Consider the following 14,447-nt stretch of genomic DNA (forward strand, 5'->3'; position numbering starts at 1 on the left):
GCGCGCCTGGGCTCGGTGGCGCTGGCGGCGGGCCGCGCCATCACGCTGGACGTGGCCGGCGACGGCTTGCTGAACGTGGCGGTGGACCAGGGCGCTGTGGGCGCCCTGGTCAACAATGGCGGCCTGATCCGCGCCGATGGCGGCAGCGTGGTATTGACGGCGCAGGCGGCGGGCGACCTGCTGAAAACCGTCGTCAACAACACGGGCGTGATCGAGGCGCACACCATAGACACGCGCGGCGGCACGATCAAGTTGCTCGGTGACATGCAAAGCGGCACGGTGAACGCGGGCGGTACGCTGGACGCCAGCGCCCCTGACGGCGGCAAGGGCGGCTTCATCGATACCTCGGCCGCGCATGTAAAAATCGATGATGCGCTGAAAGTGACGACGGCCGCGCCGAAGGGCTTGGCCGGCACCTGGCTGATCGACCCGACGGACTTCAATATTGCCGTTTCCGGCGGCGACATGACGGGTGCTTTCCTGAGCAATTCCTTGAAATCGGGCAATGTGCAAATCCAGAGCGTGTCCGGCGGCAGCGGCACGCAGGGCAACATCAACGTCAACGACAACATCAACTGGATCGCCAACAAGCTGACCCTGACGGCGCAGAACAATATCAATATCAACAAGGCCATGCGCGGCGCGGGCACGGCCAGCCTGGCGCTCGAATATGGCCAGAGCGGGGTCGCCGCCGGCAATCTGTCCACGTACAACGTCAAGGCGGAAGTGGATTTACCATCGGGCAATAATTTTAGTACCAAGCTGGGCAGTAATGGCAGCGTCGTCGTGTACCAGGTTATCAACAGCCTGGGCGCCTTCAACAGCACTACCGGCAACGATGTGCAGGGCATGCAAGCTAATTTGTCCGGCAACTATGTGCTAGGCAGCAATATCGACGCGCGCGGCACCTCCGGCTGGGATGGCGGCAAGGGATTCGCGCCCATCGGCAGCGATGCGACGCCATTCATGGGCACGTTCGATGGCCTGGGCCATGAAATCGTGGGGTTGACGATCAACCGCCCTGACGTGCCCGTCAGGATGTTCGGTAATATCGGCGCCGCCGCTGCCGTGCGCAACCTGAGCTTTAGCGGCGTAAGCGTTGCCGGATCGGTCGCCACCTATAGCAGCACCTATGCTGGCATAGGCGCGCTGGCTGCCGTCAATAATGGCAAGATCGATAACGTTTATAGCAGCGGCGCCGTGAGCGGCTCCGGCTATGTCAATCTGGGCGGTCTGGTCGGTATTAATGGGGGGACGATCAGCAATAGCCGCGTCTCCGGCACGGTGGTCTCCGCGGGCGATCCCGGGCCGGGCGGCTACGGCGCGGCAGGCGGTTTCGTGGGCCTCAACGCCGTAGGCGGCTTGATCAAGAACAGTTCCAGCTCCGCCACCACCAGTTCCACGCGTTACGTTGCGGCCGGGCTGGTTGTCAACAATTCGGGCGCAATCAGCGATAGCTATGCAACGGGCACCGTCAACGCGGGAGGCAACTATGGCGGCGGCCTGGTCAGTTTTAACAATGGCTCGATCGACAATAGCTATGCGACCGGCGCGATGAACGGCACGGGCAGTGCTGGCGGCCTGGTGGGAACCAACAACAGCTCCAGCGCGACCATCACCAATAGCTACGCGACGGGCAAGGTCACTTCCACCGGTGCCTATGTGGGCGGCCTGGTAGGGCTGTTGCGTGGCACCTTGAGCAACAGCTATGCGACGGGCGACGTGCAGACCGCCTCGATAGCAGGCGGCATCGTCGGCTATAACGTGGGCGGCACCATCACGAATGTGTATACGACGGGTAAGGTGACGGGCGGCGGCGCCAGCGTGGGCGCCATCGTCGGCGAGCATAATGGCGGCAGCGTCAACCGTGCCTACTTTGACAGCACGATCAATTCCGGTCTGAATGGCATCGGCCAAAGCTTCAACGGCGCCACCTCGAATGTGCAGGGACTGAGCACGGCGCAGATGCTGGTATCGAGTAATTATGCGGGCTTCAATTTCACGACGACGGGCGGCGTGACGGGCAACAACTGGGTCATCGTCAGCGGCGATGGCTCGATCAATGGCGCGGCCGCCGGCACGCGCCCCATGCTGGCGTCGGAGTGGTCGAATACCATCAATTCCACGCACCAGCTGCAATTGATGGCGATGAACAAGACTGCCAGCTACACGCTGGGCAGCAGCTTCAGCGCCGCCACGACGGCGGCCAATGGCAAGGACGTGTGGGGAACGACAGGTTTCATTCCTGTCGGCACGGCGGGTTCGGCCTTTACGGGCAGCCTCGACGGCACCGGTCATATCATTTCCAATTTGAACATCGCCAAGGCGGGCGTGGACAACGTGGGCCTGTTCGGCGCCATCGGCAGCGGCGGCGTGGTGGCGAACGTGGGCCTGTCCGGCGGCAGCGTGGCAGGCGGCATGAACGTGGGCGCCCTGGCCGGCAGCAATGCAGGCACGATCAGCGGCAGTTTCGCCACCAGCGCGGTGACGAGCACATCCGCAGGCGGCGGCCTGGCCGGCAGTAACACGGGCACGGTCGTGGACAGCTATGCCAGCGGCGCCGTGAGCGGCACGAGCGCCACCGGCGGCCTGGTCGGCAGCAATGGCGGCAGCATCGCCAACAGCTATGCGAACGGCAGCGTGAACGGTTCCGGCAGCGTGGGTGGCCTGGTGGGCGCCAATACGGGCGGCGTGACGGGCAGCTATTGGGACACGGTGGCCAGCGGCCAGGCGACCAGTCAGGGCGGCACGGGCATGTCGACGGCGCAGCTGAAAAACCTGTCCAATTACACGGGCGCCGGCTGGGAACTGGCGCAGATGTGGGTGGTCTACGACGGCCAGAGCGCGCCTTTCCTGCGCTCGTTCATGAAGCAGATCGCCGTGCGCGTCTCCTATGGCAGCAAGGTGTATGACGGCGTGGCCTACGCAGGCGGCAGCAATAGCGTCACGTATTCGAACACGGTGGCGGGCGCCAGCCTGCTCGGTACGGTTGCGTATGCAGCTAATCCCTCAGGCGCCGTGAATGTAGGCAGCTATGGCGTGTCGGCCAGCGGCCTGTACTCTTCGGGCGGCCAGTCCGGTTATGCTGTCAGCTATATCGATGGCAACCTGATGATTACGCCCAAGGCCCTGACGGTGACGGGCGTGACGGCGGCGAACCGCGACTATGACGGCACGCGGAACGCCGTGCTGTCGGGCGGCGCATTGAGCGGTCTGGTCAGCGGCGAGACGCTGAACCTGGACCTGACGAACCAGACCGGCGTTTTCGCCGACAAGAACGCGGGCAGCGGCAAGGTGGTCACCGTGACGGGCGCGACGATCTCGGATGGCGCCACCGGCCTGGCCAGCAACTACACCTTCAGCAATGCCAGCGGCGTGACAGCCACTATCACGCCGAAAGCCCTGACGGTGACGGGCGTGACGGCGGCGAACCGCGACTATGACGGCACGCGGAATGCCGTGCTGTCGGGCGGCGCATTGAGCGGCCTGGTCAGCGGTGAGACGCTGAACCTGGATCTGACGAACCAGACCGGCGTTTTCGCCGACAAGAACGCGGGCAGCGGCAAAGTCGTCACCGTGACGGGTGCGACCGTCTCGGATGGCACCACCGGCCTGGCCAGCAACTACGCCTTCAGCAACACCAGCGGGGTGACAGCGAATATTTCCAAGGCTACCATTAGCAGCGTGTCGAACGTGGGCGTCAACAACAAGACCTATGACGGCTCGGCCACGGCCACGCTGACTGGCACGGCAACCTTCAGCGGCATCATCGGCGCCGACAGCCTGACGGTGGCGGGAAATGGCGAATTCAGCGACAAGAATGCGGGCACGGGCAAGAGCGTCGGCGTCAGCGGCCTGACGCTGGGCGGTGCGGACGTGGGCAACTATACGCTGGCCAGCACGACGTCCAGCGGCGTGGCCAGTATCACGCAGAAAGCGTTGACGGTGACGGGCGTGACGGCGGCAAGCCGCGACTATGACGGCACGCGGGATGCCGTGCTGTCGGGCGGCGCATTGAGCGGCCTGGTCAGCGGCGAGACGCTGAACCTGGACCTGACGAACCAGACCGGCGTTTTCGCCGACAAGAACGCGGGCAGTGGCAAGGTCGTCACCGTGACGGGCGCGACGATCTCGGATGGCGCCACCGGCCTGGCCAGCAACTACACCTTCAGCAATGCCAGCGGCGTGACAGCCACTATCACGCCGAAAGCCCTGACGGTGACGGGCGTGACGGCGGCGAACCGCGACTATGACGGCACGCGGAATGCCGTGCTGTCGGGCGGCGCATTGAGCGGCCTGGTCAGCGGTGAGACGCTGAACCTGGATCTGACGAACCAGACCGGCGTTTTCACCGACAAGAACGCAGGCAGCGGCAAGGTCGTCACCGTGACGGGTGCGACGATCTCGGATGGCACCACCGGCTTGGCCAGCAACTACGCCTTCAGCAACGCCAGCGGGGTGACAGCGAATATTTCCAAGGCAACCATTAGCAGCGTGTCTAGCGTGGGCGTTAACAACAAGACCTATGATGGCCAGAAAACGGCCACCTTGAACGGCACGGCGACCTTCAGCGGCATCTTCGGCGCCGACAGCCTGACCGTGGCGGGAAATGGCGAATTTAGCGACAAGAACGCGGGCACCGGTAAAACAGTGAACGTCAGCAACATCACCCTGGGTGGCGCGGATGCGGGCAACTACGTTCTGGCCAGCACGACGTCCAGCGGCGTGGCCGACATCGCCAAGGCCAGCATCGGCAGCGTGTCGAACGTGGGCGTCAACAACAAGACCTACGATGCCACCGTCACGGCCACGCTCAACGGCGCGGCGACCTTCAATGGCATGGTGAACGGCGACAGCCTGACCGTGGCCGGCGGCGGCGTCTTCAGCGACAAGAATGCGGGCACGGGCAAGACCGTCAATGTCAGCGGTCTGACGCTGGGCGGGGCGGATGCGGGCAACTATACGCTGGCCAGCACGACGTCCAGCGGCGTGGCCGATATCGCCAAGGCCAGCATCAGCAGCGTGTCGAACGTGGGCATCAACAACAAGACCTACGATGCCACCGTCACGGCCACGCTCAACGGCACGGCGACCTTCAGCGGCATCTTCGGCGACGACAGCCTGACTGTGGCCGGCAGCGGCGTCTTCAGCGACAAGAATGCGGGCACGGGCAAGACCGTCAATGTCAGCGGTCTGACACTGGGCGGGGCGGATGCGGGCAACTACGTTCTGGCCAGCACGACGTCCAGCGGCGTGGCCGATATCGCCAAGGCCAGCATCAGCAGCGTGTCGAACGTGGGCGTCAACAACAAGACCTACGATGCCACCGTCACGGCCACGCTCAACGGCACGGCGACCTTCAGCGGCATCTTCGGCGCCGACAGCCTGACTGTGGCCGGCAGCGGCGTCTTCAGCGACAAGAATGCGGGCACGGGCAAGACCGTCAATGTCAGCGGTCTGACACTGGGCGGGGCGGATGCTGGCAACTATACGCTGGCCAGCACGACGTCCAGCGGCGTGGCCGATATCGCCAAGGCCAGCATCAGCAGCGTGTCGAACGTGGGCGTCAATAACAAGACCTATGATGGCCAGAAAACGGCTACCGTGAACGGCGCAGCGACCTTTAGCGGCATCTTCGGCGACGACAGCCTGACGGTGGCGGGAAATGGCGAATTCAGCGACAAGAACGCGGGCACCGGTAAAACAGTGAACGTGAGCAACATCACCCTGGGTGGCGCGGACGCGGGCAACTACGTTCTGGCCAGCACGACGTCCAGCGGCGTGGCCGATATCGCCAAGGCAACGATTAGCAGTGTGTCGAACGTGGGCGTGGACAACAAGACCTATGACGGCTTGAGAACGGCCACTTTGAAGGGGACGGCAAGCTTTGATGGCATTATTGGCAACGACAGCCTGAGTGTTGCAGGCTCTGGCTTGTTCAGCGACAAGAATGCGGGCACCGCCAAGGGTGTGACGGTCAGCGGCATTACACTGGCGGGTGCGGACGCCGGCAACTACCTCCTGAGTAGCACGAACTCCAGCGGCACGGCCGATATCACGCCGAAAGCCCTGACGGTCACGGGCCAGGTGGCGGGCAACAAGGTCTACGATGGCAATGCGGTGGCGCAACTGTTCGGTGGCAGCCTGAGCGGCCTGGTGGACGGCGAAACCCTGGCCTTCGCCGGCCAGACGGCGGTGTTCAGCGACAAGAACGCGGGCAACGCCAAGACCGTGACGGTCAGCGGCACGACCTTGCTGGACGGCACTGGTTCGGCCAGCAACTACACGGTCAGCAATCCGACCGGCTTGACGGCCAGCATCACGCCCAAGACCCTGACGGTGGCGGGCCAGGTGGCGGTCAACAAGGTCTACGACGGCAATGCGGTGGCGCAGCTGAGCGGCGGCACCCTGGCTGGCCTGGTGGGCGACGAAACCCTCTCCTTCGCCGGCCAGACGGCGGCGTTCAGCGACAAGAACGCGGGCAACGCCAAAACCGTGACGGTCAGCGGCACGACCTTGCTGGACGGGACTGGTTCGGCCAGCAACTACGCGGTCAGCAATCCGACCGGCTTGACGGCCAGCATCACGCCCAAGGCCCTGACGGTGACGGGCCAGGTAGCTGGTAACAAGGTCTACGACGGCAATGCGGTGGCGCAATTGATCGGTGGCAGCCTGGCCGGCCTGGTGGGCGATGAAAGCCTGGCCATCGCCGGGCAGACAGCCGTCTTCAGCGACAAGAACGTGGCGAATGCCAAAACCGTGACGGTCAGCGGCACGACCTTGCTGGACGGCACTGGTTTGGCCAGCAACTACACGGTCAGCAATCCAACTGGCTTGACGGCCAGCATCACGCCCAAAGCCCTGACGGTGACGGGCCAGGTAGCGGGTAACAAGGTCTACGATGGCAATGCCGTGGCGCAACTGTTCGGTGGCAGCCTGGCCGGCCTGGTCGACGGCGAAACCTTGGCCTTCGCCGGCCAGGCGGCGGTGTTCAGCGACAAGAACGCGGGCAACGCCAAGACCGTGACGGTCAGCGGCACGACCTTGCTGGACGGGACTGGCTTGGCCAGCAACTACACGGTCAGCAATCCGACCGGCGTGACGGCCAGCATCACGCCCAAGGCCCTGACGGTGGCGGGCCAGGTGGCGGACAACAAGGTCTACGACGGCAATGCGGTGGCGCAATTGATCGGTGGCAGCCTGGTCGGCCTGGTGGGCGATGAAAGCCTGGCCATCGCCGGGCAGACAGCCGTCTTCAGCGACAGGAACGTAGCGAACGCCAAAACCGTGACGGTCAGCGGCACGACCTTGCTGGACGGCACTGGTTTGGCCAGCAACTACACGGTCAGCAATCCGACCGGCTTGATGGCCAGCATCACGCCCAAGGCCCTGACGGTGACGGGCCAGGTGGCGGGTAACAAGGTCTACGACGGCAATGCGGTGGCGCAATTGATCGGTGGCAGCCTGAGCGGCCTGGTGGGCGATGAAAGCCTGGCCATCGCCGGGCAGACAGCCGTCTTCAGCGACAAGAACGTGGCGAACGCCAAAGCCGTGACGGTCAGCGGCACGACCTTGTTGGACGGCACTGGTTTGGCCAGCAACTACACGGTCAGCAATCCGACTGGCTTGACGGCCAGCATCACGCCAGCGTCCATCAGCGCCATTTCCGGTATCGTGGCCGCCAACAAGGTGTATGACGGTGGCACGGCGGCCAGCCTGAACCTGGCTGGCGCCACCTTCAATGGCATGGTGGCCGGCGACACCCTGAGCCTGGCCGGCGGACCGGTGCTTGGCGCGTTCAGCGACAAGAATGCGGCAAGGGGCAAGAGCGTGACCATCAGTGGCCTGGGCCTGGGTGGCGCCGACGCGGCGAACTATGTGCTGGCCAGCAGCCAGGCCAGCACCACGGCCGATATCACGCCAGCCGCACTGACGGTCAGCGCCAGCGGCGTCAACAAGGTGTATGACGCCACCACGAATGCCGCCGTTACCTTGCGCGACAACCGTATCGGCAATGACCAGCTGAGTATTGCCAGCAGTGGCGCCAGTTTCAGCGACAAGAATGCGGGCGTGGGCAAGACGGTGACGGTGGCCGGCATACGCCTCGGCGGTGCGGACGCGGGCAATTACGTGGTCAATACGACGGCCAGCACCACGGCCACGATCTCGCAGGCGGCGCTGACCGTGAAAGTCGATAATGCTGAAAAAGACCAGGGGCGCATCAATCCCGACTTCAGCGCCAGTTATGGCGGCTTGCTCGGTGGCGATACGGTCGCTGCTGAAGTGAGCGGCAAGCTGGCGTTCAGCACGTCGGCAACGACGGGCTCCGTGGCCGGCAATTACCTTGTGTCGGCATCGGGCCAGGCGTCGAACAACTACACCCTGAACTATGTGGACGGCGTGCTGAAAGTCAATCCGACGGAAGCGCTGCAAAGCGCCGTGGCGAACGTGATCGCCGCCGTCGCCGTGGCCCCATCGCAGGGCAATATGGTGCAGGCGGACATGATCGTCAGTGGCGAGACGGCACCAGGCAAGCCTGGCGCCACGCAGGATGCGCCACGCGAGGGAGAGAAGGGCGCCTCGGGCAGCGCACCGGTGGTGCAGCTGGCCGGCAATGTCGTTAGCAACGTGTTGCCCGGCTTGCGCCTGAGCGTGGTCGATACCGGCCTGCGCCTGCCAGCCGAAGCTGGCGGCAACACGCGCCAGGACAGCCAGTAAAGCACGCCGCGCCTCCCTGCGGGGCGCCGGAGATGCCGCTTCACGTGTTGAAGCGGCATTTTTTTTGGCTATGTTACCGTCAGGTGTGGGTCCGGTGTGTCTGCCGTGTACAGTCAGATTGCCGGGGCAGCGCAAGATTCCTGGAAATCCCCTATTTAACGGAGACAGAGCTTTTTTTACCACCGCGTTGTCATCGCGCTCTTATAATTGCTCTACCATTCTTGATTTTCGTCAGAAACGCGGCGCTGAACAGAAAGTACCATCGCATGACATCCAATTTCATTGGCGTAGCCGGCTTGCCGCGCGCGGGTTCCACCTTGCTGTGCCAGTTGCTGGCGCAGCATCCTGACCTGCATTGCGAAGGCAATAGTTCCCCCCTGTGCAACGCCTTGCTGGGCATGCGGCGCATGGTCAGCGACGATGCGTTTTTTCTGTCGCAGCTCGACAGCACCTTCGACGCCAGTTATGGCCACCTGAAAACGGCCATGCAGGGTTTCCTGCGCGGCTGGTACCAGGATTGCGGCAAGCAGGGCGTGGTCGACAAGAACCGCGCCTGGCTGCATTGCGTGGAAATGCTGCTGCAACTGGCGCCGGAAGCGAAAATCATCGTCTGCGTGCGCGAGCTGGGGCAAGTGTATGGCTCCATCGAAGCGCAGCATCAGCGCACCATTCTTGTCGACTTCATCGATCACCTGGCCGATTTCGACCGCATGGGACGGGCCGACATGCTGTTTGCCAAGGACCGCACCATCGGCGCTCCCTTGAGTTCCCTGCACGCCGTGCTGGATTTGCCCGTCGAGGTGCAGCAGAAGCTGTATTTCGTGCGTTTTGAAGACTTGATGGCGCGGCCGGTGGAATGCATGTCGCACCTGTACGCATGGCTGGGCCTGGCACCGTTCCAGATCGACCCGCACGATCTTGCCGTGGGGATCCAGGAAAGCGACAGCCATTACCGCATGAAGTACACGCACCGCCAGCAGACGACGGTCAGCGCGCCGAAGCAGCATGCGATTCCGCCGCGCATCCAGGCGCAGATCGAGAGCGCCTATGGCTGGTTTTATGAGCTATATTATCCGCAACATCATGGCGCGACAGCGCCATCGGCCTGAAACACGTGCGGCAGTGCTAATACCACTTGCCGCGCCGATGCTGGCGCGGTATTGCCGCAGCCTGCCGCGCATTTTCCTCTCCCTTCATTCTTCGCCATCAATGCCGTGCTGGCGCCGCCTGCAGTCACTGGTATTGTAAAAAACACCGTTTTATAAAACCACTTGACTACCAATTTAGGGCGTCGCATTCTTGGTGCAGAAAGCCGATGCTTCGCTGCGCTTTCTTTACGTACAACATAAAAAGCTACTTCGATAGTTTTCGTATAACGTTCAGGAGACAATGTGAAGACACGGCAATCACGCCGGCTGGCTACGCCTTTCATGGCCGGCCTGCTGGGCACCGCGCTGCTCGCTTGCGGCGGCAATACCACCACCGAACCCCCCTCGACCCTGCTGGCCGCCACGGCCGCCAGCGACAGTTGCGCTGCCTGGAGCGCCGCTGCCATCTACACGGCGGGCCAGTGCGCCGTCTACGACGGCAAGGTGTACCGGGCCAAATGGTGGGTACAGGGCACGGCGCCGAACAACGACCAATGGGGACCTTGGAGCCTCGATACCAGTACGCCGACCCCGACGCCAACTCCCACACCAACCCCGACTCCCACCCCGACTCCCACCCCCACGCCAGGCGTACCCACCCGGGCGCAGGCCGAGGCGAACGAGGCGGCGCTGACGAACAACGATTTCTTCCGCAAGGTCAAGGCCTCGATCCGCACTCTGGGCAATCCGGCCGTCGAAGCCGTGCAGCCTGGCCTGGCCAGCAATCCGCTCAACGTCAAGCGCGTCGAGCGCCTGCTGCCGGCGGCGAAATGGGATTATTATTTTGCCGCGCGCGACGCCAGCTACACCTACCAGCGCTTCCTGCAAGCGGTGGCCAAGTTCCCCGCCGTGTGCGACGACTACAGCGACGGGCGTAATGCGGACGCCATCTGCCGCCACAGCCTGGCCACCATGTTCGCCCATTTCGGGCAGGAGACGGGCGACCACAATGCCAGCAGCCCGCTGCCGCAATGGCGCCAGGGCCTGAAGTATTTGCGCGAGCTGGGCTGCGACGAAACGGGTGCCGGCTGCGGCTACAACATCGAATGCGCCGACCCCGTCTTCAACAAGGTATGGACGTGCGGCACCAACGCCGACGGCAGCTTCAAAAAATACTTTGGCCGCGGCGCCAAGCAGCTGTCCTATAACTACAACTATGGGCCGTTTTCGCAAGCCATGCATGACGGCGACCAGTCCGTGCTGCTGAAAAATCCGGACCTCGTTGCCTCGACCTGGCTGAACCTGGCGTCGGCCACGTTCTTCTTTGTCTATCCGCAACCGCCGAAACCATCGATGCTGCACGTGCTCGATGGCACCTGGGTGCCGAACGCAGCCGATACGACAGCCGGGGCGGGCAATAACTTTGCCACCACCATCATGATCATCAACGCCGAATGCGGGCAGGGCACGGAAAAGCAGGCCGCGCAAAACCGCATCGATTACTACAAGCAGTTTGCCGCCGACATGGGCTGGGATTATTCCGGTGAGCAATTGTCCTGCGCCAACATGCAACGCTTCACCCCGGCCAGTTCCGCTGCCTACAACATCTATTGGGAAAAGAACTGGAACGCCGGTGGCGAGAACCAATGCCAGCTGGTCAGCTACCAGACCCCGTACAGCGCCTTGCTGGCCGGGAACTACGTGAAATGCGTGGAAGCCAACTGGAATGTGAAGTTGCAGTAGCAGCAAGTGCAGCATAAGCCAGCCAGGGATAACAGTTGACAAGAGCCCCTTGAGGGGCCTGCAACACGCTCTCGATGTATAACCATAACGGAGACAGACACCACATGAAATCGAATGCATTATTGATGGCCCTGCTCAGCGGCGTGCTCGTCGCTTGCGGCGGGGGCCAGGAAGGCACGACCGCCACGCCGAACACCTTGCTCGCCGCCGTGGAAGCGTGCGCCGCCTGGGATGCCGCCACCGTCTACACGGGCGGCCAGTGCGTGCTCTACCAGGGCGTCACCTACAAGGCCAAGTGGTGGACGCAGGGTAATGTCCCCAGCGCGGCCGACCAGTGGGGACCATGGGCCGTGATCGATACACCGACGCCAACCCCGACGCCGACGCCGACGCCGACGCCAACGCCAACGCCAACGCCAACCCCAACCCCAACCCCAACCCCAACCCCAACCCCAACCCCAACCCCAACCCCGACCCCGACGCCGACACCGACCCCAACGCCGACGCCGACCCCGACGCCCACGGCCTGCCGCCCGGACGGCCTGATCTCGGCCGTGCCGAATGTGCCGTATTGCAAGGTCTATGACGCGAATGGGCGCGAAGTGCTCGGCAATGGCTTGAACCGGCGCATCGTCGGCTATTTCGCCAGCTGGCGCACGGGCGTCGATGGCAGCCCGACTTACCTGGTGAATAACCTGCCTTGGGATAAGATCACCCACCTGAACTATGCGTTCGCCTCCGTCGATCCGGCCACGTCGAAAATCGCCATCGGCAGCGGCGCGGCCAATCCGGACACGGGCCTGACCTGGCCCAACGTGCCGGCGGCCGCCATGGACCCGTCCTTGCCGTACAAGGGCCACTTCAACTTGCTGGCGCAGTACAAGAAGAAGTATCCGGGCGTGAAACTGATGATTTCCGTGGGCGGCTGGGCCGGCAGCGGCGGCTTCTACACGGCCACGACGAACGCGGACGGCAGCATCAACACGGCCGGCATCAACACCCTGGCCGATTCCATGGTGGCCTTCGTGCGCCAATATAACTTCTTCGATGGCGTCGATGTCGATTACGAACATCCGACCACCAACAATGAAGCGGGCAATCCGAACGACTTCGCCGCCTCGAAACCGCGCCTGGCGGGCTTGATGACGAGCTACAACGTGCTGCTGAAAGTGCTGCGCCAGAAGCTCGACGAAGCGGCCGTGCAGGATAATAAATACTATCTGCTCACCATCGCCGGCTCCGCCTCGGGCTGGGTCTTGCGCGGCGAGGAAAACATGTCGGGATTGAAATATCTCGATTACGCGAGCCTGATGACGTATGACTTGCACGGCGCGTGGAACCAGTACGTGGGACCGAACGCGGCGCTGTTTGACGATGGCAACGATGGCGAATTGCGCGCCGGTAACGCCTATCAGTACCAGAACATCGGTTATCTGAACACGGACTGGGCGTACCGCTACTACCGGGGCGCCATGCAGGCAGGCCGCATCAATATCGGCGTGCCGTTCTACACGCGGGGCTGGAAGGATGTGACGGGCGGCACCAACGGCCTGTGGGGCACGACGGCGCTGACCAATTCCACCGTCACGTGCGCTGGCGTAAAAACCTGCGGCATGGGCGCCACGGGCATCGATAACGTGTGGTACGACCTCGATACCCAAGGCAAGCCCACGCCGGGCGGCGGCAACCCCATCTGGCATGCGTTGAACTTGCAAAACGGTATCGTACCGAGCTACCTGGACGCGTATAAGGTCACGGACAAGGCGCTGGTGGGTACCTATGTGCCGTACTACAGCAGCACCATGGTGGCGCCGTGGCTGTGGAATGCGACCAAGAAAGTGTTCATTTCCACGGAAACCACGCAGTCGATCGCGGCCAAGGCCCAGTACATCGTCAACAACAATATCGGCGGCGTGATGATCTGGGAAATGGCGGGCGACTATGCCTGGGATGCCACGCGCAATGGCGGCAAGGGCGAGTACTTCATGGGCACCACCCTGACGGACGTGCTGTACCAGGCCTTCCGCACGGCTGGCGCGTATGGCAACAAGCGCGCCGAAATCGCCATGCCGGGCACGGCGGCCAACGTCAGCATCACCCTGGGCGGCTGGAAGCTGGGCGACAACAACTTCCCCATCAACCCGGTGATGACGGTGAAGAACAACACCACATCGACCCTGCCGGGCGGCACCGTGGTGGAGTTCGACTATCCCGTCTCGGCGCCGTCGGACATGAGCGACCAGTCCGGCTTCGGCTTGACGGTGATCAATGCCGGCTACACGGGGCCGAACAATATCGGCGGCTTCACGAAGAACTACAACCGGGCCCGCTTTGCGATTCCCGCCTGGCAATCGCTGGCGCCGGGCGGCTCCGTGGCGCTGACCCTGAACTACCGCCTGCCGATCTCGGGACCGGCCAACTATACGGTCACCGTGGGCGGCACCAGGTACGCCTTGACGCAGGAGTATCCGGAATTGCCGGTGGCCTTGCCGTAAGTTGGTGATGCCATAAAGTAAAAGGGCGGAACCGAGGTTCCGCCCTTTTCAGTTTCTACCGCAGCCAGGTATTAGAACCAGGTTTCTACTTGGAAACCATACGACGTGCCGCTGGTATTGTTGTTGTAGATCGGGCCGCCGTTGTTGGCCGCATTGACCGAGGCGGTGGCCGCATCGTTCCATTTGCCGTAGGTCACGAAAGCGCGCAGCTCGGGACGCGACCACAGGCCAGGGCCGGCCGAGATCGTCGGGGCGATGGTCAGCTTGGTCAGGCGCTTGGCCGGCAGGCCGCCCGCTTGCGTCACCCTGTCCGTGCCCAGTTCGCCCACCAGCTTGAAGTTGTTGGTGAACGCGTACACGGGACGCACGCCGACCGAGGTCCAGGTCGAGGAACCGTTGGCGT

At 63.2% G+C, this 14,447-nt stretch carries 6 protein-coding genes; 4 read left to right on the forward strand and 2 right to left on the reverse strand.

Annotated features, from left to right (window positions below; all coding sequences use genetic code 11):
• The first annotated feature begins 15 nt into the window (after positions 1-15).
• Together BXA07_RS31005 and BXA07_RS28950 are read left to right on the forward strand one after the other, a co-directional pair.
• Complete coding sequence (locus BXA07_RS31005) at positions 16-8,718, forward strand: YDG domain-containing protein (RefSeq protein WP_212592394.1); 8,703 nt, start codon at positions 16-18, stop codon at positions 8,716-8,718.
• 266 nt (positions 8,719-8,984) lie between these two features.
• Positions 8,985-9,827, forward strand: a complete 843-nt coding sequence (locus BXA07_RS28950) for a sulfotransferase family protein (RefSeq protein WP_076573148.1) — start codon at positions 8,985-8,987, stop codon at positions 9,825-9,827.
• Here the strand turns inward: BXA07_RS28950 and BXA07_RS30655 are convergent.
• Complete coding sequence (locus tag BXA07_RS30655; protein ID WP_139335850.1) at positions 9,800-10,150, reverse strand: hypothetical protein; 351 nt, start codon at positions 10,148-10,150, stop codon at positions 9,800-9,802. The two genes, BXA07_RS28950 and BXA07_RS30655, sit on opposite strands and share 28 nt — an antisense overlap.
• On the opposite strand from BXA07_RS30655, the gene BXA07_RS28955 reads away from it, so the two are divergent.
• Entirely contained in the window at positions 10,149-11,549 is a 1,401-nt protein-coding gene (locus tag BXA07_RS28955) for a glycoside hydrolase family 19 protein (RefSeq protein ID WP_076573149.1), read from the forward strand. The genes BXA07_RS30655 and BXA07_RS28955 overlap by 2 nt on opposite strands.
• A gap of 104 nt (positions 11,550-11,653) precedes the next feature.
• Positions 11,654-14,044, forward strand: a complete 2,391-nt coding sequence (locus BXA07_RS28960; RefSeq protein WP_076573150.1) for a chitinase C-terminal domain-containing protein — start codon at positions 11,654-11,656, stop codon at positions 14,042-14,044.
• 71 nt (positions 14,045-14,115) lie between these two features.
• On the opposite strand, the gene BXA07_RS28965 is transcribed toward BXA07_RS28960, so the two are convergent.
• Positions 14,116-14,447 (reverse strand): carbohydrate porin (locus BXA07_RS28965; RefSeq protein ID WP_139335831.1); only part of this gene is annotated, 332 nt, incomplete at its 5' end.

Source organism: Janthinobacterium sp. TND4EL3 (assembly GCF_900156175.1).
GTDB lineage: Bacteria > Pseudomonadota > Gammaproteobacteria > Burkholderiales > Burkholderiaceae_D > Janthinobacterium.